The sequence below is a fragment of the Rothia sp. P5764 genome (assembly GCF_048512965.1).
GTDB lineage: Bacteria > Actinomycetota > Actinomycetes > Actinomycetales > Micrococcaceae > Rothia.
Map to the genome: position 1 here is coordinate 101,996 of NZ_JBLXXQ010000004.1, position 21,915 is coordinate 123,910.

The window sequence follows — 21,915 nt, forward strand, 5'->3', positions numbered from 1 at the left end:
CGGCGTCGGGGCACTTACAGTGCGGGCGGGGCAAAGTTTGCTTTACCCCGCCCAGCAGATTCCTCATAGGCTTCTAGCGACCGACCTCAGCTAGGATTTCAGCAACTGCTTCGTCCAAAGCTACTTCACGGGCTTGCCCACTCCGGCGGTCCTTGATTTCAATCTTGCCATCGGCAAAGCCGCGGCCCACCACAAGGATGGTGGGAACACCTAGGAGCTCAGCATCGCCGAACTTAACACCGGGTGATACCTTGGGGCGGTCATCAAACATGATGTCCAGGCCGGCAGCCTCAAGCTCAGCTACTAGCTTCTCAGCGCCTTCAAGCACCTCAGCGCCCTTACCTGTGACCACCAGGTGCACATCGGCAGGTGCCAGGTTGCGGGGCCAGATCAGGCCACGGTCATCGTGGTTGCCCTCGGCGATAGCTGCCAGTGCGCGGGTGACACCCACACCGTAGGAGCCCATGGTCACGGTCTGGAGCTTGCCGTTCTGGTCCAACACTTTCAGGCCCAGAGCTTCTGCGTACTTGCGGCCCAGAGCGAAGATGTGCCCCATCTCAATACCGCGAGCGGCAATCAGCGGACCGGAGCCATCGGGGGCGGGGTCGCCTTCGCGGACCTCGCAGGCCTCGATGATGCCGTCGGCCTCAAAGTCGCGGCCAGCGACCAGGTTGTAGACGTGCTTTTGGTCTTCGTTTGCGCCGGTAATCCAGGCAGAGCCCTCAACGACGCGGGGGTCAAGGTAGTAGGGAATACCGGTGGCAGATTCTACGCCCAGGAACTTATGATCTAGCGACAGACCGGGGCCGATGTAGCCCTTAACCAGCTGCGGAAACTTCTTAAGGTCCTCCTCAGTGGCGGCCTCAACCTCTACCTCACCACCAACGCCCAGTAGAGCACCCACGTTGGCCTCTAGGCGGCCCATATCAACTGCACGGTCACCAGGTAGACCGATAGCAACTAGCTGACGGCTGCCGTCAGGCAGGGTGACGGCAACGATAACGTTCTTGAGGGTATCAGCCTCAGTCCAGGGGCCCTCAGGGCGGGGGTGCAGTGCGTTGGACTGTTGGACAAGAATCTCAATGGTCGGTGAATCAGGGGTATCGAGAACGCTAGCAGCCGGGGTATTGCTTGCATCAACGGGTTCAGGCGCAACGGTAGTGACTGCCTCAACGTTGGCAGCATAGCCGCCTTCAGAACGCACGAAGGTATCTTCGCCAATCGGGGTGGGGTGCAAGAACTCTTCAGAACGCGAACCGCCCATAGCGCCGGACTGGGCCTGGACGATCTCAATTTCAAGACCCAGGCGCTCAAAGATTCGGATGTAAGCTGCGCGATGGGCCTGGTAGGCCTCGTCAAGCCCCTGATCATCGACGTTAAAGGAGTAGGAGTCCTTCATAATGAACTCGCGACCACGCAGTAGGCCTGCGCGGGGGCGGGCCTCGTCGCGGTATTTGGTCTGAATCTGGTAGAGGTAGACCGGCAGATCCTTGTAGCTGCTGTAAAGGTCTTTGACCAGCAGGGTGAACATCTCTTCGTGGGTGGGGGCCAGGAGCATGTCTGCCCCCTTGCGGTCCTTGAGGCGGAAGAGGTTATCCCCGTATTCGTCCCAGCGGTTGGTTGCTTGGTAGGGCTCGCGCGGGAGCAGGGCCGGGAAGTGGACTTCCTGAGCACCAATGGCGTTCATTTCCTCACGGACAATGGTCTCAATCTTTCCCAGGACTTTCAGGCCCAGGGGTAGCCAGGTGTACACGCCGGGGGCTGCGCGCCGGATATAGCCGGCACGAACCAGTAGCTTGTGGCTGGCGACTTCAGCATCAACAGGGTCTTCACGCAAAGTGCGTAGGAAAAGGTGGGACAGGCGCTGTACCAAGGTGGCTTGCTTCCATTTCTCTCATAGGGCAACCTCGTAGAGTTATAGGCTGCGCTAGGCTTCGGGCTCCTCGCCCGCTGACTGGTCCTACCCTAGGATTAAGGGCAGGGCATACTCTCTACCAGCTTACCGCTTCTTGTGAGGCTAAGACATCTCTGCTACCGGGGGACCTGCCGGGCATCGATGGTGACCGGCTACCCCCAGTTGGTCTCTTCCACAGAAGCTAGCTCCGCTTTGTACAGAGGGTAGGCTACCGGGGCGGTTCTTGACGGATCGATCTGCGATCGCCTTAGAAAAGCACAGTAGAGAAAGTGCCTGTTTGCTGCCAGCCGGTGCTCCGGTAGAGAGCCCTGGCCGCACTGTTGTAATCGTTGACGTAGAGAGAAAGCTGGGGAAAACGCCGGCGAATTAGCTCTGCGCCCTGAGCTAGCAAGGTGGGGGCAAGACGGTGCCCCCTGTAGGCGGGGTGGAGCCACACGCCCTGAAGCTGGCAGATTGAACCGTGCGCCAACCCGATATCCGTCTTAAAAATAACGATATTCTCGGAGTTAACACCGACCACGGTGCGACCGGTTCGGGTGAGTTCATCAATGCGGTGGGCATACCCGGAAGGGTCCCGCGTCATGGGGTCATAGCCTACTTCTTGGGTGAACATGGCGATAGAGGCTCTGAGCAGGCTGGGCCTGTCATCGGTGCGGGCCCAGCGCACAGGCTCAATGATAGGTGGAGCGCCCAGCCGCGGGCGAGCCAGCGACTGTTCAGCAAGCGCTGTGAGGTCAGCGTCCACGGGGAGCTCAAGCAAGGGCTGGCTTTCGCGGATGCCGAAGGGGGTTGGCATGCGCCCAGCTAGGTGCCCCCATATACCCAAGACTGCTTGGCGGTGGCCGAAAATTGATGCAATTTTGCGGTTGTGCCGCCAAATATAGTGGGCAACCGTCTCGTAGTAGGGTTCCGGTAGCGAAAGTGGAACGCAGTTAGCTCCAAGCCAGAAAGCGCCCACTAGGCAATCTCTGGGTTCCGCTTCAGGCCCCTCCCCCGGGGCAAGTGTCTCAGCCAGTCCCGGCATGGGAGCCAGGTTCCGCTCAGCCGGGTCGCTAAAGTGTGCCCCAGCCGATCGGCTCACCCAGTCGCTGGTCTTGCCCAGCAGAGTATCTAGGGTGTTTCTGAGGCGTTCCGGAAGCGGCATCTCGATGCCACCATACCCGCCTCCTACTGCGGGTGGTGCCCCCTTGTAGCCGCTCTCTTTCCCGCTGGCATTTCGAGGCACAAAAATACCAATGAAGCCGCTGGGCGTTTTGCGCGAGGTCAGTGCGCTCGGGGCAGGTAACCCAAAATGGTGGAGGTGTTCAGCGGCAAAGAGAAAACCCACCGGGTCTGAACTAATCATGGTTTCCAGTTCTACCCGGTCATCGAGGGTGAGGGGGCGGATTATGACATCATCGCTGATGCGCTGGAAGCGTGAAAAGAGAGACACGATGGGTTTCTTCTGAAGGCTTTAGGAGACTGAAACGGTCGGCTCGCCTGACAGGTCAATTTCGCCGCGGTCTTCCATCTCGCGGGCGATACGGTTGGCCTCTTCAATCAGGGTCTGAACGATCTCGTCTTCGGGAACGGTCTTGATGACTTCACCCTTAACAAAGATCTGGCCCTTACCGTTACCGGAGGCGACACCCAAGTCGGCTTCACGGGCTTCGCCGGGGCCGTTGACAATGCACCCCATGACGGCCACGCGCAAGGGAACTTTCATGCCTTCAAGGCCCTTGGTGACGTTCTCGGCTAGTTCCCATACATTGACCTGGGCACGGCCACAGGAGGGGCAGGAAACAATATCAAGTTTGCGGGGGCGCAGGTTCAGGGACTCAAGAATCTGGGAGCCTACTTTGACCTCTTCAACGGGAGGCGCGGAGAGGGACACGCGAATGGTATCGCCAATGCCCTCGGAGAGCAGGGCACCAAAGGCTGTTGCCGATTTGATGGTTCCTTGGAAAGCTGGGCCTGCTTCGGTAACGCCTAGGTGTAGGGGCCAGTCACCAGCAGCTGCCAGCTGGCGGTAGGCCTCAACCATGATGACGGGGTCGTTGTGCTTAACTGAAATCTTGAAGTCCCGGAAGCCGTGTTCCTCAAAGAGGGAGGCTTCCCAGACAGCGGATTCCACCAGGGCTTCTGGGGTGGCTTTGCCGTACTTTTCGAGCAGGCGCTTATCGAGTGAGCCGGCATTAACACCGATACGGATTGAGGTACCGTGGTCCTTAGCGGCAGCAGCGATCTCCTTGACCTGATCGTCAAACTTACGGATGTTGCCGGGGTTAACTCGGACGGCACCGCAACCGGCTTCGATAGCGGCAAAGACGTACTTGGGCTGGAAGTGGATATCGGCGATCACAGGAATCTGGGACTGCTTAGCGATAATGGGCAGGGCCTCTGCATCCTTATCGGTGGGGCAGGCTACGCGTACAATATCGCAACCGGTGGCCGTGAGTTCAGCAATCTGCTGAAGGGTGGCGCCGATATCGTGGGTCTTGGTGGTGGTCATGGACTGCACGGAGACCGGCGATTCTGACCCTACCCCTACGGAACCGACCTTGAACTGGCGGGTCTTACGGCGTGGTGCCAGAACGGGGGGTGGTGCGGCGGGCATTCCAAGAGCAACCGAGGTCAAGTTTTCCTCCAAAAGTTTCTTACACCTGCCGGTGGGCGCAGGCGTACAGTGTCATCCTCTATTGTGCACCAGTTAGGCCATATTTACTAAGACAGGCCGGGGACTCTTTCGACACAGCTCAGCTAGGATAAACCGTATGGGTACCACTGTGATGACCTTTTCTGCTAGGCCTCGGGTTCTTTCAACCAATATCGCTCAGCCATTTACCTTAGTTGGCAGAACCCCGCGTCAGACCGGTATTGGTAAGGTCGCTGTGAGTTCCCTCGATGTTTTTGCTCCCGGCACGAACTATGGCGATGGCTCCGGTGTTGCCGGTGATTTTGTGGGTGATAGTAAGCACCACGGCGGGGCTGAAAAAGCTGTCTACCTTTATGCTCGTGAAGAATTGGATTACTGGGGTGAGCAGGCAGGAAGGAGCTACCCTAACGGCATGTTTGGCGAGAACGTCACAACTGAAGGCGTTAGCTGGCCTGAGATCTTGGTCAATCAGCGGTTCAGTGTTGGCTCTGCTGTACTTGAAGTCAGCTCCCCGCGCCAGCCCTGCAGAACTTTTGCTGACTGGCTGGGGCGTAAAGGGTGGGTTAAGACCTTCGCCCAGCACGGTGACTGCGGCACCTAGGCCCGTGTGATTGAGCCGGGCACTATCAGGCCTGGAGATAGTATCGCATGCTCAGTCGAGCTTAGAAGAGGCTGATGGGTTTGAAGATATCGGCGGCCACCAGAATGACGGTCATAAGCAGGAAGGCACCGGCGACCACATAGGTCAGCGGCAGGAGCCTAACCGGGTCGAAGGGGCCGGGGTCTTTTCGACCCAGTAGCTTGGCGCTCTTGCGGCGCACCCCCTCCCACAGGGCGCCCAGGACGTGCCCGCCATCCAGAGGTAGAAGCGGAATCAGGTTAAAGGCAAAGAGCATGAGGTTCATCTGGGCAATCAGCGACACCAGCGTGGCCGCCTTATCTCGCAGGCTAATTTCATCCTGCGCAGCAATATCACCAGCGATCCGGCCAACACCAACAACCGAAACCGGACTGTTTACATCACGATCCCCGTTGGTCACCAGAGTAACTGCCACACCGTAGACGCGGGCCGGAAGCTTAATCAGAGTTGCGCCAATACGTTCCAGGGACTGCCCAACTGTGGGGAGCACCTCCCCCACGGTGCCGGGGGTCAGCTCAGTAGCGGGGCTAATACCGATAAAGCCCACTTCCTGGGTTTTATAGCTACCGTCGGGGTTGGTCTGGTAAGTGCTGGTGAGCGGATCAACTACCGGGCGTTCAGTCAACATGGGTGTGATAGTCAGCTCTAGCGTCTGGTCACCGCGCTGGACGGTTAGCGGGACTTCTTTCTCGGCCTTGCTACGGATCAGTTCAGTGAGCTGCTCCCAGCTGGTCACGCTCTGGCCAGCAAATTCGAGAATGGTGTCACCGGGCTTGAGACCTGCGGCACTAGCGGGCGCTAGCGGATCATCAGCCCCACACTCTGCGGAGTTAGCGCTCTTAGCCCTAGTAGCATCAAGGGTTTGGACGCAGTGCGAGACGCTTTGAATGCCGGTGGTTGGCTGGTAGGAACCAAAGCCCGTTACCAAAATTGTGGTAGCTACCAGCCCAATCAGCAGGTTCATGGCGGGTCCACCCAGCATAATAATGATGCGCTTGTAGACCGGAAGCTGGTAGAAGAGCCTGCCTTGGTCCTCGGGGCGGATGCGCTCAACATCAGCCTGGCGAGCTTGGCGGGCTAGCTGTTGCAGAGGGCTAGTTCCACCTGCCCGCCCCTCACTTTGCCCATCTTGACCGGGCGGGTACATGCCAATCATGGAGATGTAGCCACCCAGCGGTAGCGCTTTAAATCCGTATTCGGTTTCACCGTGTTTCCAAGAGAAGACCGTTTTGCCAAAGCCAATCATGTACTGGGGAACCCGTATACCAAAGAGCTTGGCGGGCACCAGGTGCCCCACCTCGTGGAGGGCAATAGAGAAGGCAATACCCAGGGCCATGAGCACTACACCCACCAGGAAAAGCAAGATTGTCACGCACAACTCCTTGAAACCGGACGTCCGGCTAGAACCAGCCGGATTTAAAGATACAAGCCAGCGTACGCTAAGCCCATCCGAGCCGCCAGTTCAGACCTCTTGGAGTTTGCCCCTAAAACACGCCGGGCTTACTGTGCCCCCCATAGGGGCGCTAAGTGCTATGAGATATTCTGTGGCTACAAGACTGTTTGGGTAACAGCTCTCTCCCTCTCTCCCTCATCTTCTCCCCCCCTGGCTACTCAACGGGGTCTCGGGTGCAGTAAAGATACGGCCACGACCCAGACTTTATAGGCTGGGTCCCACCCCGTCTTTGAGGTAGTTTCCACCCTTACTTTTAGGTCAAAAATGCCCTAACTTCACACTTGCGTTATATAACCGGTAATTATGCTTTCCCTAGGTCACACGCCCAGCAGCAAAAGCCCCCAGAAGCCACCCCTAAATTTGACTTGACATGGGTAAACACCCTGATCTATGCAGATTAAATATAATCAAGCATATTTTATGCAGATTTTATTTTTGCCGCACTTTAAGCCACAATCAAAGAGTGAAAGATCATCGAGCGCCCGCTCCCGTGCGCCCGCACCGTCACTTCTGACAAGGAGTACCATTTATGACCGCACAGGTTGAAGCTCCCGCCACCGCTGGAGTCTTTGTCAACGAACATTCTGCGAGCGCCTGGGAGGGTTTTGCACCCGGCCCCTGGCAGGACAGCATCGATGTGCGAGGGTTCATCTTCGCTAACTTCACCCCCTACGAGGGGGACTCCAGTTTCTTAGCTGGCCCCACCGAAAAGACCCTGCGTGTCTGGGACACTCTTGAAAAGAACTACCTCTCCGTAGAGCGCAAGAACCGTGTATACGACGTAGACACCAAGACCCCCGCCGAAATTGATGCTTTCCCCGCGGGCTACATCTCTGAAGACGACGATGTTGTCGTTGGTCTACAGACCGATGTTCCGCTCAAACGCGCCATGATGCCCAACGGCGGCTGGCGCATGGTTGAGACCGCTATCCGCGAAGCTGGCAAGGAACCCGATGAAAACATCAAGAAGATTTTCACCGAGTACCGCAAAACCCACAACGATGCCGTCTTTGATATCTACACCCCCCGCATTCGCGCGGCTCGCTCCTCGCACATCATCACCGGCCTGCCCGATGCCTACGGCCGTGGTCGCATCATCGGTGATTACCGCCGTGTAGCGCTCTACGGTGTCGATAACCTGATTGCCGATAAGGAACGCGCTAAGGACGCTGTAGCTGACCGTGGCTTCAGTGAGCACTGGGCTCGCTACCGCGAGGAACACTCAGAGCAGATTAAGGCTCTGAAACGTCTCAAGAAGATGGCAGCGCTCTACGGCTTCGATATTTCCCACCCTGCCCGCACCGCCCAGGAAGCCGTTCAATGGACCTACTTCGCCTACCTGGCATCGGTTAAGTCACAGGATGGCGCCGCCATGTCTATTGGTCGCCTCTCCGGCTTCCTAGATATCTACTTTGAGCGTGACCTAGCCGCTGGCCTGATTACCGAATCTGATGCTCAGGAAATGATTGATGCCCTGGTCATCAAGCTGCGTATCGTTCGCTTCCTACGCACCATCGACTACGATCAGATTTTCTCCGGCGACCCCTACTGGGCTACCTGGTCCGACGGTGGCTTCACCAGCGACGGCCGCACCCTGGTCACCAAAACCTCCTTCCGTCTGCTCCAAACCTTACGTAACCTGGGCCCCGCCCCAGAACCCAATATCACCATCTTCTGGGACGAGAATCTACCCGCCGGTTACAAGGAATTCTGCGCCGCTATCTCCATTGAGACCTCCTCCATCCAGTACGAGTCTGACCCCCAGATTCGTGAGCAGTGGGGCGACGACGTAGCCATTGCCTGCTGTGTCTCACCCATGAAGATTGGTAAGCAGATGCAGTTCTTCGGCGCTCGCGTCAACGCCGCTAAGGCTCTGCTCTACGCCATCAACGGTGGTCGCGATGAGATGACCGGCAAGCAGGTTGTTGAGGGCTACGAACCTGTCACCGGCGACGGCCCCCTGGACTTTGATGATGTCTGGCTCAAGTACGAAGAGATGCTGGACTGGGTCGTTGCCACCTACGTTGAGGCTCTGAACATCATTCACTACAGCCACGACAAGTACGCCTACGAGTCCATCGAAATGGCCCTGCATGACTCGGATATTATCCGTGCCATGGGTTGCGGTATCGCTGGTCTGTCCATCGTTGCTGACTCCCTGGCTGCTATCAAGTACGCCAAGGTCACCCCGGTTCGTGACGAAACCGGCCTGATTGTGGACTACATTACCGAAGGCGACTTCCCCACCTACGGTAACGACGATGACCGCGCCGATGATATCGCCGCAACCATCGTTCACACCGTGATGGAGAAGATTAAGGCTATCCCGCTCTATCGCGATGCTATCCCCACCCAGTCGGTTCTGACCATTACCTCTAACGTGGTCTACGGTAAGGCAACAGGTTCCTTCCCCTCTGGCCACCGTGCGGGTACCCCCTTCTCCCCCGGCGCCAACCCAGAGAACGGTATGGACACCCACGGCATGGTTGCCTCTATGCTCTCGGTCGGCAAGCTGGACTACGAGGACGCCCTGGACGGTATCTCCCTAACTAATACCATCACCCCCAACGGTCTTGGCCGCACCAAGGACGAGCAGGTAACCAACCTAGTTGGCATCCTCGATGCCGGCTTTATCCCCGAAGAAGACTAAAACTCAATAGATTTAGTGTCCCGGTCGAGGGGTGCCCGCCGATCCTGCACCAGCAGGTTGGCCCCCCTCGACCGGGGCGGCAACCCTATCAACACCTCATCACTAAGGAGAAAACCATGGCTGTAAAGACCTACGAAGAGCGTCTGGCTTCTATGAAGGCAAATCGCGCCACCAAGACCGCCCCCAAGGGCCTCTACCACGCAAATATCAATGTTCTCAACCGCGAAACCCTTGAGGACGCAATGGAGAACCCCGATAACTACCCCAACCTGACCGTTCGTGTCTCGGGCTACGCGGTTAACTTTGTGCGCCTGACCCGTGAGCAGCAGCTAGACGTACTCTCACGCACCTTCCACCACGGGGCATAGGTTCCTATGTCTCTCGACGTCACACACGATGTCACCGATACCGCCGGCGAGCTAACTTTTGCTCCGCCGGCGGACCGGCATTCTGGGGCTGGAACCTGGGGCCTGGGTGAGATGACGGAGCTGGAGCGCTCTGCCCAGATTAAGCTCATGCGCGAGGGCCAGCTCGGTTCTATCCATTCCTGGGAACTGGTGACAGCTGTTGACGGCCCGGGCACCCGCATGACCATCTTCATGAACGGTTGCCCGCTCCGTTGCCTTTATTGCCATAACCCTGACACCTTCAAGATGAAGGACGGTCAGCCCATCATGGCCTCAGATCTGATGAAGAAGATTAAGCGCATGCGCAAAATCTTTAAAGCTACCGGTGGCGGTATTACTATCTCCGGGGGTGAGGTGCTCATGCAACGCCCCTTTGCTGAGAATATCCTCATGAGCGCCAAGTCTTTGGGTATTCATACCTGCATTGACACCTCCGGGTTCCTGGGTGCTCACGCAACAGACCAGTTCCTTGAAAACGTTGACCTGGTCTTACTCGATGTTAAATCTGGTTCTGAAGAGGTCTACCAGAAACTTACCGGAAGAGCTCTCCAACCCACTATTGACTTTGGGGATCGGCTCTCAGCGCTGGGTATTAAGACCTGGATTCGTTTTGTTCTGGTCCCCGGCTACACCGATGACCCGGACAATATCGAGAAGGTTGCCGATATCGTCTGCCGCTGGCGCAACATCGTGGAGCGGGTTGAGGTTTTACCCTTCCACCAGATGGGCACCGACAAATGGGAGTCCCTGGGCTATGACTACCAGTTAGCCGATGTGAAGCCCCCCAGCCGCGAAGACACCGAAGCGGCCCGCGATATCTTCCGGGCACGCGGGCTCGCCGTCTACTAACCGTCTTTTGGGCATGAATGTTGCATAAAAAGAGCGTCACCCCTTTTTTCGTTTTCAGAGGGAAGATAGGGGTGGGTTTTTATATGCGCATCGAATTAAACCATCATAATATTATTGCAAAAATTCTATAAAAATCTCTTGACTAGGATTCACCTCATCGCCTAGAATTCTAGGCACCTAACCCAAGCAGATTTCATAAAGAAATCTCCAAGCGTAAGGAAATTCTATGCACACCACGGCGAATTCCTTTCTCATTCTTTTACTCCCCCTGTCGTTGTCAACTCTTAGCATATCGCTGGCTAACGCTTCCTCTCTCACCTCAAGAAAAAACAACGCTATTTACCAGAAAATAGTAAACTCAGGAACATCAAAAGACCCTCTGGATTCCCTGACGGTGGATGAGCGTCGATTTTTTGAAGACTTTACAGCAGTCGCCAGTGAAAATTCATCAAGTTTTATTGCTGCACCCTCCTTGATAAGAGCTACACCAATATCCGGTTGTTGGAATGCATCAATTCAAACCTATCAGAATAATGTATTCGGTAATCTTTTGTTTACGACGACGGTCGAGGGTAAATGGTGCTATGCAAGTGGCCGGATTACCAGTAGCACTGAAACTAACCATTGGGGGCAAACGCATATGCCGGAGTGGTTTCTCACAAGCTCAAAACCATCTTCAGGTATCTATGGGACAGTAAGCGCACGAATGGTAGCTAACAATTATTTCTCTTTTAGGCCACTTGGGTACGAATTACGGGGACACACTCAGTGTGCGAGGCTTATTGGGTACAATAAAGGTGTTAGTGTTAGTGATAATTCGTGTTCAGTCCAATTTTGATAAAATGATATGAATACAAATCATAAAATATTTTATCTTCTGTTGGGGCTCATTATCATTTTTCTTGTGATAGTTATCATCGGCTGGCCTTACGGTGAAGAAATATCGAAGGTCTTGTAATGAGAGTCGGAATCATCCCAATAGTTTTTGTTCAAGTAATGAGTACCTCACGAGCTCGTATTCTTGCCCAGTTTTATGCATCGAGTACAACATCAAGAGCTAGCCAGGGGTTTCAACATTAGTGTTGATGCTCCCATACGACTCTCTAAAACCCAGGTAGGGCTCTACAACCCACCAATAACTTATGCGATATGCATACTTTCAAGGTCGGCACCTGCTTTTTACCTGGTGCCGACCCCGTTTTTGCAGGGTTTCTTCATATATACCAAGCCAGGTGTGGCAGAGAACTAACCGGCCAGAATCTCATGGGCGCGGGTACGAGCCCAGCTCTCCGCCCCTAGTACTGTCTCAAGGGTCAGGGAGCCGCTTTCAGCGCACCAAGCTGACTGGGCATGCTCATCCAGGAGACGGCCGGCAGTCTCAATCATGTCGGTAAAACGAATTTTCCCGGCGTGGAAGGCTGCAACGGCCTCTTCATTAGCTGCGTTGAAAACAGCCGGGAAGGTACCGCCGCGCTTGCCTGCCTCTTTAATGATCTCTACAGCTGGGAAAGCTGTCTTATCCAGTGGCTCAAAGGTCCATTGGCTGGCCTGGGTCCAGTCGCAAGGCTGAGCCACACCAGGGATGCGGTGGGGCCAGGTCAGGCCCAGGGCAATCGGCAAGAGCATGGTCGGCGGTGAAGCCTGAGCAATGGTTGAGCCGTCCACAAACTGCACCATGGAATGAACGATGGACTGGCGGTGAACAGTCACATCGATACGGTCAAGGTCAATACCGAACAGGTGATGTGCTTCAAGAACCTCAAGAGCCTTATTGACCATAGACGCCGAATTAGTGGTAACAACCAGGCCCATATCCCAGGTCGGGTGAGCCAGGGCCTGGGCCGGAGTGACCTCCCGCAGTTGCTCGTAGCTCATACCCCGGAAAGGCCCGCCGCTGGCCGTGAGAATCAGTCGATCAATTTCGCGGTCGCTCCCGGCTGAAAGTGCCTGGGCGAGTGCCGAGTGCTCCGAATCTACCGGCACCATGGGTTGTTCCAGGGGTGAGGCATCAACGGCGGCTTTGACCAGCTCACCGCCAGCGATCAGCGACTCTTTATTAGCTAGGGCAACCTGAGAGCCAGCCGTCAGGGCGGCCAGGGTGGGCCTGAGCCCGATAGAGCCGGTAATACCGTTGAGCACTACATCGGCACCAGCTTCCGATGCCCGGGTAGCGGCATCCTGCCCCCATTCAATCTGCGGGGCGTAGCCCGGTGCAAGTGCTCCCAGAGCCTCACGCAGGGTGCGAGCAGCATCTTCCCCACCGCTTGTTGCCACCAGCTGAGGCCGCAGACGGGCAGCTTGCTCAGCCAGAGCAACGACCGAACGCCCACCCGCGGCCAAAGCCTGCACACGAACCGGGGCACCGTCTGACCCGCTTTCAGCGCCCGCTAAAGCGTTGAGGTGGTCAATCACCTGTAGGCCCTGAGTTCCGATAGATCCGGTTGACCCCAGGAGGGTGACGGTACGCCCCTGCGCCAGAAAATCTTTTAGCTGATCAGTGAGGGCCCAAGCTGAGCTTGGGTGGGACTGACTAGAACCAAATCGCATGGCTTCATTTTCTCACATACTAGTTTTCGAAAGAGGCTCTGAGCGCACTGAGCATGGATGAATAAAAATCACGGATGAGTTGGCTCTCAGGGAAAATCATGTCAGCCGCATGGTACATACCTTGCACCTGGTGAAATTTGCTCTCCACGCCGGCCTGCAATAAGCGCTGATGGTAGTCCCACCCTTCCGGGTAAAAAAGGTCCTGGTCACCGACACCTATCCAGGCTGGAGGGAGGCCAGCCAGGTTTTGCCTGCGCGCTGGTGCTGCATAGGCAGGCAGTGAGGGAGCTCCTGCCTGCCCACCAAGATAGGTGTTCCAGGCGATCTTATTATCCAGGGGGGTCCAGGCATAGGTGCCGCGCCCCTGCCTATCTGATCGGTCGGTAGTACGATCATCGAGCATGGGGTAAATCAAGGCCTGAAAGTTGAGAGGGTTGCCTGCGTCCAAGGCCCGCTGAGCTAAGGAGGCAGCCAGTCCCCCGCCGGCGCTCTGGCCGCATACAGCAATCAATGAAGGGTCAAAGCCATATTTCTGCCCTGAGGATTGCAACCATTGCAAAGCCTTATAGCAGTCATCTAAGTCTGCTGGGAAAGGTGCCTCACCAGCGTTACGGTATTCAACGTTGAGGACGGGAACACCAAGATCTCGCGCCAGAGCACTAGCATAAGTCTGAGCAGGTCCCGCACTTGATAAAAGATGTCCGCCACCATGAATAAAGAGCACAGCGCCTTCGGACTGACGCTGTGCAGGGAGGTTGAGAAAGGAGCTGAGGCTTACCCCAGCGGAAGACAGCTCAATCCGCTCAACTTTAACCCCCGCTACAGGTTGAGCTACCCGGAGGTAGTTGCGCTGGGGCTCAGGTAAGAGGTAGCCAAGACTTGCGTAGAAGCCCTGTAGGGGTGCCAGATAGAGCCGCGGGCCCCAGAACTGAGGGTTAACCTGTTTCTGTGCTTTCCGATGCCAGTAAGCACAGTGACCGGCGGTGGCAAGCCCCAAGACCAGCAAAAATTTTTTCATTCCCCTACCCCGTATCATGGAAGACGTCGCTCAGGCCCCCTGGCAGAGGTCTTAGGGCCTTCAGCAGGGACTATCTTTTTGATACTACCCAATAATATCGAAGTTTTTTAGTTTCTTAGCTATGGTTTTACCTCCGCTGTTTTGCAACTCAAGTAGCTCTGCGTAGATACCTCCTGAAGCTGCTAGTTGGTCCGGACTGCCGATCTCATCGATCTGCCCATTCTTAAGTGTGACGATACGGTCTACACGTGCAATAGTTGACAATCTGTGGGCAATGATAAGAGAAGTACGCCCCTGCATCAGCTCCTCCAGGCCCTTCTGCACAGCACGCTCGGCCTTGGTGTCCAGGGCGCTGGTTGCCTCATCAAGAATGAGGATGGGAGCATCTTTGAGGATTGCTCTAGCTATGGCTATCCGCTGTTTTTGCCCTCCTGAGAGCTTGAGTCCGCGCTCACCAATGAGCGAGTCGTAGCCATCGGCAAACTTGGTGATGAATTCGTGGGCATTGGCTTTGATAGCCGCCTCAATAATCTGTTCCCGGCTGGCCTGCGGCTGTGCGTAGGAAATGTTCTCGGCAATAGTGCCCGAGAACAGGGAGGGATCCTGAAAGACCATGCCGATCAAAGAACGAACCTGGGTCAGGTCACTGCCAGCGATATCCATACCGTCAACGGTCACCGAACCAGTACGGGGGTCATAGAGGCCTTCTAGGAGCGACATGAGCGTTGATTTACCGCCGCCGGATTCGCCCACGAACGCAATACGTTCACCGCGCTTGACGCTCAGGTCGATCTTGTGTAGCACATCCTCTTCGCCGTCATAGCCAAAGCTCACCTCTTCAAAGCGAACCAGTTCCTGGCCCTCAGATGCAGTGATAGCCGCCGGCTGAGTGTATTCCGGTGCCCCCTCACGGGTAATTGCTAAAGCTCGGGGGTCCGATTCTCGTTCCATGACATCGAAGTAGTCCTTGGATCCGGTAATAGCTCGCTGGGCGCTATCAACGATCCAGGACAGAGAATTGATGGGAGCAACCGCCATAGCTAGAAGCTGAATGAGTAGCACCATGTCACCAATAGAAAAATCACCGGCCAGGGTCCGCAGGAAAATCAGCAGGTAGAGACCGAAAAAGATCAGGTTTAGAAAGCTCAGTCGGGCCACGTCCATGCTGTGCCAGAACCGGGACTGGGTGGCGGTCAAGCTGATGGTATCGCTAAAGAGAGTTTTAAAGCGAGTCAGTTCGCGCTCTTCCTGCCCAAATGATTTAACGACACGAATCTGACCGATGACCTCGGCAAAACGGCCTGATGCAAGATCAATTTTCTGGTTTTTCTGGCCCTCCCAGACCTGCCATTTGCTGCTGGTTTTACTGGTCAGCCAAAAGTAGACGGGGAAGATAAGAATGAGAAGCAATCCCAGTGGCCAGTAGTAGAGGGAGCTAATCACAATCACCGAAACTGTAGTAAGTACCAGGGAGATAAAGGTGTTCGACATGGTCTTGACGAACTGGGTGACCTCGGCAATAGAGCGGTTCAGGCGAGCGATGATAGTGCCGGTCAGTTCCGAGTCGAAATAGGGCAGGGGTAAAGAAAGAAGCTTCTCGTAGTAGCGCACCGAAAGTATGGTGCGCATGCGCTGGCTCATGATATCTCCCAGGTAACCTCCAAGGTTAGTGGTAAGTACACTCACCAGTTGAGCCGCTAGGTATGCCGCCGCCAACCAGACGATTATCGCCCCGGTTGTGGGTGCTGAGCCCTTAAGGTGATTGACTACGGTATCGGTTGCCCCGGAGATGATAAAGGGAGCAAGTAGTGAGGCCGCAGAGGTAAGAACCGCGCAGAGCACGATTCCCAGGAAGAAAGGCCAGAGTTCCCTGGTAGCTCCTATAATTCTGGTAATACTTTTCATGGCATGGCTCTTCCTTGTCTTGGTGGTGCACCACTACCCTAGCGCTGATACCGGTGATTTACTTGAGCTTGACCTGCCTTTTTGCTCACGCATCGGTAGGCTTCAAGCACAAAGAACCCGGTGGTATCCGTCGTCGGAAAACCACCGGGTTCTACTTCAGGGGCTACCGCCCTCTCAAGTGTGCTACTTCTTAACTACTACCTTCTGGTAGATGAAGAGTACGATCAGCGCGCCAACGACTGCTGTAAAGACAGAGCCGAGGCTGAAGCCATTGACACCATCGGAAAGGAAGGGCAGGAAGCTACCCAGGAAGCCACCCAGCATAGCGCCCACGATACCGAGGGCGGTGGTGACGACAAAACCGCCACCTTGCTTACCGGGCATGATGAGCTTGGCAATTGCGCCAGCGATCAGACCGAGGACAATCCAGCTAATGATGGAAAGAATCATGTTACCTACTTCTATATTTTGCTTAGCGACTATGATCAGCCGCAAGGATAAGCATTACCTATTCTATATCAAATATCAAGATAAAAATAAGTAGGGTGATAGTGTTATTTACAACTATCCCAGCAGAAAAGTCCCGTCAGCGGTAAGCCAACGGGACTTTCAGCCTAAATCAAGCAGGTTAGGCTAGTGGTCAATAGCACCTTCGGCACCTACACCGGTGAGAGAGCGAACTTCCATCTCAGCCTGGGTTGCAACATCTTCTTTCTCACCACCCAGCGACCCCAGGAAACCCAGCAGGAAGGCCGCAGGAATAGCGACAAGACCGGGGTTAGCCAGAGGGAACCAGGCAAAGTCGGCGGTAGGAATCATTGAAGTCTCAGCACCGGACATGACCGGGGAGAAGATAATCAGAACTACGGAGAGCCCAAGACCCCCATACATGGACCACAGAGCGCCACGAGTCTTGAAGCCTTTCCAGTAGAGGGAATAGACGATGGTCGGCAGGTTAGCAGAGGCAGCCACTGCGAAAGCAAGCGCCACCAGGAAGGCAACATTCTGCCCCTGGGCCCCAATACCACCGGCAATGGCCAGCAAGCCAATAACCACCACAGTCGTCTTAGCCACTCTGATTTCTTTGGCAGGATCAGACTGCCCCTTACATATAACGTTGGTGTAGATGTCGTGGGCGAAGGAGGCCGAGGCTGTAATAGCTAGACCAGCGACCACCGCGAGAATGGTAGCAAAAGCTACCGCCGCGATAACTCCCATCAGCAAGGAGCCACCTAACTCGTAGGCCATGAGCGGAGCCGCTGAATTCACGCCACCAGGAGCTGCCTTAATTGCCTCAGAACCAACGAGTGCAGCAGCACCAAAGCCCAGCACCAGGGTAAAGAGGTAGAACAGGCCGATCAGGGAGATAGCCCAGACCACTGATTTACGGGCCTCTTTAGCCGTGGGGACGGTGTAGAAGCGCATGAGCACGTGGGGCAGGCCAGCAGCACCGAAGACCAGGGCCAGCGAAAGTGAAATGAAGTCCAGCTTGGTCAAATCGCTCTTACCGTATTTGAGGCCCGGTTCAAGCATCTTAGGGTTACCGGAGGCCTCAACAGCACCACCGAGCAGATCAGAGAGGTTGAACTTGTAGATACCCAGGATCCAGACGGTCATGACAGCAACGCCGCTAATCAAGAGGACAGCTTTAATGATCTGAACCCAGGTCGTACCCTTCATGCCACCGATGAGAACGTACACAATCATCAGGACACCCACAACGACGATGACCAGTGACTGACCGGCCTTGGAGCTAATACCCATCAGAAGAGACACGAGAGCGCCGGCGCCGGCCATCTGAGCCAGCAGATAGAAGAGGGTAACAGCGAGAGTCGAGATGCAGGCCGCGATACGGACAGGGCGCTGACGCAGACGGAAGGAAAGAACATCGGCCATGGTGAACTTGCCGGTATTGCGCAAGGGCTCAGCTACCAACAGGAGGGCTACCAACCAAGCAACCAGGAACCCGATGGAGTATAGAAAGCCGTCATAGCCCTGGATAGCGATAGCACCAACAATACCCAGAAAGGAGGCTGCTGAAAGGTAGTCACCGGCGATAGCTAGGCCGTTTTGGGTGCCGCTAAAGGAACGTCCTCCAGCGTAGTAGTCGGCGGCAGTCTTATTGTTCTTAGAAGCTCTCAGAACCACCACCATAGTAATCAGTACGAAGCTGCCAAAGACAACCATATTAATCCAGGGAGTTCCAACCACCTGGGTGCTCGCTGCATCGGCGGCCTGCACGACGCCAGTTAGTGAAGAAGTCATTTGTTATATTCCCCTTACGATGCCTTGGTATGGGCGTAATCGCCGGATTCAATATCCTTGCGTAGGCGGCTAGAGCGAGGGTCTAGTTTTGTGTTGGCAAAGACGATGTACAAAGCGGTAATTCCAAAAGTCGTCACGAACTGACAGAGGCCAAAGACAATGCCTACGTTGATGTTTCCAGCCAGCTTGGTTGCCATAAAACCGGGTGCGTAGACCGCCAAGATGACATAGAGCAGATACCAGACCAAAAAGGCCACGGTCATAGGGAAAACAAACGACCGGTGTGTTTTGCGTAGCTCCTTGAAGCTGTCACTGCTCTGAGCCGCCCTAAAGTCGACGTGTTCGGCATCGACAAGGGGCTGGCCAGATTCTGGTGATGAGTGGGCCATCACTACCTCCTTTGTGTAACTGAGAACACATTAGTATGTAATGTGGGTTACACACAAGTAGGCGGGTCAAAAAAGGCGGGCTCACCGAAATGTTTTCGGGTCGCCCGCCTTATGGCAGCTTAGTAGCTGATCTTTCTATAGGGTGTCCTGCAGATACTCAATGCAACGGTCCAAAAAAGCATCAACCTGCGTTTCTTCATAGCTGAGTTCGCCGGTAGCGGCTGTGAAAGAAACCGCACGAATATCGTCCGGTAAAAGTTGATGCTGGCCTTTGAGATGCTCCATCAGCTGGTGGCACAAAGCATCAACATCTTTGACAAAATAGCCCTTGGTCAGCCGCTTGGAGGGCCGGCGGAACCGCTCGCCATCGGGCCTGCGCAACCGCCCCAGCAGAAGCAGGCGCAACTCCGCAATCGCATCGTTCCATGTAGTCTGCCCGTACTTCTGGATGTAGAGACGACGCTCCAACTCAGAGAATCGGTCTTCGACCCGGTCCAGCGCACGGTCCACCTCCGCGGGCAAGTATCCACCGGGTTCTGCTTCAAAGACAGCCCCGCGAATGGTCCGAGAGGTATTCACATCTTTGCTCAGCTGGGCACCGGTCAGCATGAGCTCATAGTCATCGGCAAGCCGAGTGAAGAAAGCGTCCACGCTAGCAGTGCGGTAGCCATTTTCTTTGGGTCCGACCAGAGTAAAAGCACTGTTCGACGCTTTTTTTGCAGCGGGTTTGGAATCCGCCTGCGGGGCAGCACTCTGTGCACGATGTTTCACTGTCATAACTCCCTATATCTGTCGAGCAAATGCTATTAGAAGAGGACGCCCAGCACCGAGAAAATGACATACCCGATAGCAATGGCAAAAACAATCGAATCGAGCCTGTCCATGACCCCACCGTGCCCCGGCAGGATATTCGACATGTCCTTGATACCAATTTCGCGTTTGACCATCGACTCGCCTAGATCGCCTGCAGTTGAGGCTATGACCAAAAAGAAAGCAACAATGAGCCCATACCACCAGGGTTCATCAATCAAGAAAGTGCAGAGAACCCCAACAACCATTGACCCAATCATGGAGCCGGCAAAGCCCTCCCAGGTCTTCTTGGGCGAAATTTTGGGAGCCATAGGGGTTTTACCCCATTTGACACCTGCGATATACCCCCAAGTGTCATTACCAATAGCCATGAGCAAGATCATGAAGACCTTTGCAGGCCCGGAGTCTTCCCGGTAGAGCAGGAGAGCAAGTGAAATCATGAAGGGCACCCAGGACATCACAAAGATGGAGCCCATGATCGACATAATCATGCCGTCGCGCTCCCCCACCAGCCGCCATGCAATCAAGATAAGGATAGAGGCAACAACCGTGAAAATAAGCCACTGCCCTCCCCCGTAGTAGGCGGCAAAGGGCATGAAGAAAGCGGTACCCACAGCGGGGATAATGGGTACGCCCATACCCCGCTTCTGATTGAGGCCGTTAGAAACCTCCCAGGTGCCTACTGCCCCTGCGCAAGCTGACGATACAACAAGAACAAGAGGGGAAATGAACAAGCCCACTGCTATAAGAGCGCCCATTACCAGGCCAACAGTGATAGCAGCGGGCAGGTTCCTACCGGCCTTTGAGGCCCGGGGCTGCTGTTCTTGAGATTGAACAGTCATACCGTTTTAGACCTCTAGCAGCTCAGCTTCCTTGCTCTTGAACAGGGCATCGATAAGGTCGGTGTGCTTCTTGGTCAGTGCGTCAAGCTCCTTTTCAGCGCGGCTGCCTTCGTCCTCACCGATTTCGCCGTCTTTGACGAGCTTATCCAGGGCGGTCTTGGCCTGGCGGCGGGCGTTACGAACGGCAACACGGCTGTCTTCGGCCTTGTGGTTTGCCAGCTTGATGTATTCCTTGCGACGGTCCTCAGTCATTTCAGGCATAACAACGCGTACAACGTTGCCGTCATTGGCGGGGTTGGCACCGAGGTCAGAGTCACGGATAGCCTTTTCGATAGCACCCATGGCGCTCTTATCGTAGGGGGTAATGAGAACAGTACGCGCTTCGGGGGTCTGGAAGGATGCGAGCTGCTGGAGGGGGGTGGGCGAACCGTAGTAATCAGCGGTTAGGTTGGCGAAGAGTGCGGGGTTGGCCCGGCCTGTGCGGATTGAGGCAAATTCGTTTTTGAGGGCCTCGACGGACTTGTCCATCTTCTCGCCAGCTTCTTGCAGGGTTTCTTCAACCATCTCGTGTGTCCTTTGATTGTGCCTAGCCTCCGTGGCTGGGCGCTTATATAGTCTCTTCCTAGTCTAGTGGGCATAAGCTAGAGGGAGCGAATTGCAGGGCGGGTATTTTTGGTTTTGCTTAAGGCAAGGGGCACCTGCTATCAAGCAGGTGCCCCCGTAGGTTGTGTTGGCTGGCCCCTATGCGGCCACCACCTTATGCGGTGACCAGGGTGCCGATTTCCTCGCCGAGAATGGCACGAGCCACATTGCCCTCACCCTGCATCCCAAAGACGCGCATGGTGACCTTGTTATCTTTGCAGAGGGAGAAGGCGGTCTGGTCCATCACCCGAATGTTGCGCAGCAGAGCTTCATCATAGGTGAGCTTGGAGAGACGCTCAGCAGCGGGGTCCTTCTTGGGGTCGGCGGTGTAGATACCATCCACACCGTTCTTAGCGACCAGAACCTCGTCAGCGTGGATTTCTAGTGCACGCTGAGCAGAGACGGTGTCGGTGGAGAAATAGGGCAGGCCTGCGCCGGCACCGAAGATGACCACGCGGTCTTTCTGCATGTGGCGGATGGCGCGACGGGGAATGTAGTTTTCTGCCACCTGCTGCATGGAAATTGCTGACTGAACGCGGGTATCGATGCCGGCCTGCTCCAAGAAATCCTGCAGGGCCAGGGAGTTCATAACTGTACCGAGCATACCGATGTTGTCAGCGCGAGAACGGTCCATGCCGGCTTCAGACAATTCAGCACCGCGGAAGAAGTTTCCGCCTCCCACAACAACCGCAACCTCAACCTTGCCGATAGTTGATGCAATCTGCTCTGCTATTCCGCGAACGACCTCGGTGGAAATACCAACTTCTCCGCCGCCAAAGACTTCGCCAGAGAGCTTAAGCAGGACGCGACGCCTACCGGTGTCGTCCTTGTGGATCTTGCTGGTTGCCTCTGTCATGAGGGCCCTCCCTGAAAATAGTCAAAATTTTTTTGCGGTACCCGGTTGGATACACGCTTTTCTTCTAGCATACGGCAAAGGGGAGCCTCCTT

General features: G+C 55.4%; 18 protein-coding genes. 4 read left to right on the forward strand and 14 right to left on the reverse strand.

The genetic code is table 11. The features are described 5' to 3' along the window. Positions 1–73: 73 nt before the first annotated feature. The 3 genes from ACN08Y_RS07190 to ispG form a co-directional block, all read right to left on the reverse strand. Positions 74–1,873 carry a proline--tRNA ligase gene (locus ACN08Y_RS07190; protein WP_419105381.1) on the reverse strand — a complete coding sequence of 600 codons (1,800 nt, stop codon included), beginning with the start codon at positions 1,871–1,873 and terminating at the stop codon, positions 74–76. A 289-nt stretch (positions 1,874–2,162) separates the two neighbouring features. Beyond that, positions 2,163–3,347, reverse strand: coding sequence for a GNAT family N-acetyltransferase (locus tag ACN08Y_RS07195; RefSeq protein WP_419105380.1), 1,185 nt, complete (start codon positions 3,345–3,347; stop codon positions 2,163–2,165). 21 nt (positions 3,348–3,368) lie between these two features. Then, on the reverse strand, positions 3,369–4,532 hold the full coding sequence (ispG, locus tag ACN08Y_RS07200; RefSeq protein ID WP_419100202.1) for a flavodoxin-dependent (E)-4-hydroxy-3-methylbut-2-enyl-diphosphate synthase: 1,164 nt from the start codon (positions 4,530–4,532) through the stop codon (positions 3,369–3,371). Positions 4,533–4,668: 136 nt separating this feature from the next. Here ispG and ACN08Y_RS07205 point away from each other — a divergent pair, with 136 nt between their 5' ends. Beyond that, the gene (locus ACN08Y_RS07205) at positions 4,669–5,151 is read left to right on the forward strand and encodes an MOSC domain-containing protein (RefSeq protein ID WP_419112240.1); all 483 of its coding nucleotides are present in this window, start codon (positions 4,669–4,671) and stop codon (positions 5,149–5,151) included. 61 nt (positions 5,152–5,212) lie between these two features. On the opposite strand, the gene ACN08Y_RS07210 is transcribed toward ACN08Y_RS07205, so the two are convergent. Further along, entirely contained in the window at positions 5,213–6,562 is a 1,350-nt protein-coding gene (locus tag ACN08Y_RS07210) for a M50 family metallopeptidase (RefSeq protein ID WP_419112241.1), read from the reverse strand. A 610-nt stretch (positions 6,563–7,172) separates the two neighbouring features. On the opposite strand from ACN08Y_RS07210, the gene ACN08Y_RS07215 reads away from it, so the two are divergent. The 3 genes from ACN08Y_RS07215 to pflA all read left to right on the forward strand — a co-directional run bounded on the left by ACN08Y_RS07215 (position 7,173) and on the right by pflA (position 10,549). Next, complete coding sequence (locus ACN08Y_RS07215; RefSeq protein WP_419100205.1) at positions 7,173–9,293, forward strand: pyruvate formate lyase family protein; 2,121 nt, start codon at positions 7,173–7,175, stop codon at positions 9,291–9,293. Positions 9,294–9,409: 116 nt separating this feature from the next. Further along, positions 9,410–9,661, forward strand: coding sequence for an autonomous glycyl radical cofactor GrcA2 (grcA2, locus tag ACN08Y_RS07220; protein WP_419100206.1), 252 nt, complete (start codon positions 9,410–9,412; stop codon positions 9,659–9,661). 6 nt (positions 9,662–9,667) lie between these two features. Then, the gene (gene pflA / locus ACN08Y_RS07225; protein WP_419105377.1) at positions 9,668–10,549 is read left to right on the forward strand and encodes a pyruvate formate-lyase-activating protein; all 882 of its coding nucleotides are present in this window, start codon (positions 9,668–9,670) and stop codon (positions 10,547–10,549) included. A 1,245-nt stretch (positions 10,550–11,794) separates the two neighbouring features. Here pflA and dxr read toward each other — a convergent pair. The 10 genes from dxr to pyrH form a co-directional block, all read right to left on the reverse strand. Continuing rightward, on the reverse strand, positions 11,795–13,096 hold the full coding sequence (gene dxr / locus ACN08Y_RS07230) for a 1-deoxy-D-xylulose-5-phosphate reductoisomerase (protein ID WP_419112242.1): 1,302 nt from the start codon (positions 13,094–13,096) through the stop codon (positions 11,795–11,797). Positions 13,097–13,115: 19 nt separating this feature from the next. Continuing rightward, positions 13,116–14,114, reverse strand: coding sequence for an alpha/beta hydrolase (locus ACN08Y_RS07235; RefSeq protein ID WP_419112243.1), 999 nt, complete (start codon positions 14,112–14,114; stop codon positions 13,116–13,118). Positions 14,115–14,198: 84 nt separating this feature from the next. Then, a complete protein-coding gene (locus ACN08Y_RS07240) occupies positions 14,199–16,019 on the reverse strand; it encodes an ABC transporter ATP-binding protein (RefSeq protein ID WP_419105375.1) in 1,821 nt (606 codons plus the stop codon). A gap of 183 nt (positions 16,020–16,202) precedes the next feature. Beyond that, positions 16,203–16,469, reverse strand: a complete 267-nt coding sequence (locus ACN08Y_RS07245; protein ID WP_419100211.1) for a GlsB/YeaQ/YmgE family stress response membrane protein — start codon at positions 16,467–16,469, stop codon at positions 16,203–16,205. Between the two features lie 183 nt (positions 16,470–16,652). Then, entirely contained in the window at positions 16,653–18,206 is a 1,554-nt protein-coding gene (locus tag ACN08Y_RS07250; protein WP_419100245.1) for a cation acetate symporter, read from the reverse strand. Positions 18,207–18,298: 92 nt separating this feature from the next. Further along, a complete protein-coding gene (locus ACN08Y_RS07255; RefSeq protein WP_419100212.1) occupies positions 18,299–18,673 on the reverse strand; it encodes a DUF485 domain-containing protein in 375 nt (124 codons plus the stop codon). Positions 18,674–18,808: 135 nt separating this feature from the next. Next, positions 18,809–19,450 carry a DivIVA domain-containing protein gene (locus tag ACN08Y_RS07260; RefSeq protein ID WP_419100213.1) on the reverse strand — a complete coding sequence of 214 codons (642 nt, stop codon included), beginning with the start codon at positions 19,448–19,450 and terminating at the stop codon, positions 18,809–18,811. A 29-nt stretch (positions 19,451–19,479) separates the two neighbouring features. Further along, on the reverse strand, positions 19,480–20,325 hold the full coding sequence (locus ACN08Y_RS07265) for a phosphatidate cytidylyltransferase (RefSeq protein WP_419100214.1): 846 nt from the start codon (positions 20,323–20,325) through the stop codon (positions 19,480–19,482). Between the two features lie 6 nt (positions 20,326–20,331). Next, positions 20,332–20,889, reverse strand: a complete 558-nt coding sequence (gene frr, locus ACN08Y_RS07270) for a ribosome recycling factor (RefSeq protein WP_419100215.1) — start codon at positions 20,887–20,889, stop codon at positions 20,332–20,334. A 193-nt stretch (positions 20,890–21,082) separates the two neighbouring features. After that, positions 21,083–21,823: a UMP kinase gene (gene pyrH / locus ACN08Y_RS07275; RefSeq protein ID WP_419111366.1), complete on the reverse strand. Its 741-nt coding sequence runs from the start codon at positions 21,821–21,823 to the stop codon at positions 21,083–21,085. Positions 21,824–21,915: the final 92 nt, after the last annotated feature.

What these genes read in the sequence shown, in the direction of transcription:
- ACN08Y_RS07205 (WP_419112240.1), top strand. Translation starts at nt 4,669, where the DNA reads ATGGGTACCACTGTGATGACCTTTTCTGCTAGGCCTCGGGTTCTTTCA.
- ACN08Y_RS07215 (WP_419100205.1), top strand. Translation starts at nt 7,173, where the DNA reads ATGACCGCACAGGTTGAAGCTCCCGCCACCGCTGGAGTCTTTGTCAAC.
- grcA2 (WP_419100206.1), top strand. Translation starts at nt 9,410, where the DNA reads ATGGCTGTAAAGACCTACGAAGAGCGTCTGGCTTCTATGAAGGCAAAT.
- pflA (WP_419105377.1), top strand. Translation starts at nt 9,668, where the DNA reads ATGTCTCTCGACGTCACACACGATGTCACCGATACCGCCGGCGAGCTA.
- dxr (WP_419112242.1), bottom strand. Translation starts at nt 13,096, where the DNA reads ATGCGATTTGGTTCTAGTCAGTCCCACCCAAGCTCAGCTTGGGCCCTC.
- ACN08Y_RS07235 (WP_419112243.1), bottom strand. Translation starts at nt 14,114, where the DNA reads ATGAAAAAATTTTTGCTGGTCTTGGGGCTTGCCACCGCCGGTCACTGT.
- ACN08Y_RS07240 (WP_419105375.1), bottom strand. Translation starts at nt 16,019, where the DNA reads ATGAAAAGTATTACCAGAATTATAGGAGCTACCAGGGAACTCTGGCCT.
- ACN08Y_RS07245 (WP_419100211.1), bottom strand. Translation starts at nt 16,469, where the DNA reads ATGATTCTTTCCATCATTAGCTGGATTGTCCTCGGTCTGATCGCTGGC.
- ACN08Y_RS07250 (WP_419100245.1), bottom strand. Translation starts at nt 18,206, where the DNA reads ATGGTTGTCTTTGGCAGCTTCGTACTGATTACTATGGTGGTGGTTCTG.
- ACN08Y_RS07255 (WP_419100212.1), bottom strand. Translation starts at nt 18,673, where the DNA reads ATGGCCCACTCATCACCAGAATCTGGCCAGCCCCTTGTCGATGCCGAA.
- ACN08Y_RS07260 (WP_419100213.1), bottom strand. Translation starts at nt 19,450, where the DNA reads ATGACAGTGAAACATCGTGCACAGAGTGCTGCCCCGCAGGCGGATTCC.
- ACN08Y_RS07265 (WP_419100214.1), bottom strand. Translation starts at nt 20,325, where the DNA reads ATGACTGTTCAATCTCAAGAACAGCAGCCCCGGGCCTCAAAGGCCGGT.
- frr (WP_419100215.1), bottom strand. Translation starts at nt 20,889, where the DNA reads ATGGTTGAAGAAACCCTGCAAGAAGCTGGCGAGAAGATGGACAAGTCC.
- pyrH (WP_419111366.1), bottom strand. Translation starts at nt 21,823, where the DNA reads ATGACAGAGGCAACCAGCAAGATCCACAAGGACGACACCGGTAGGCGT.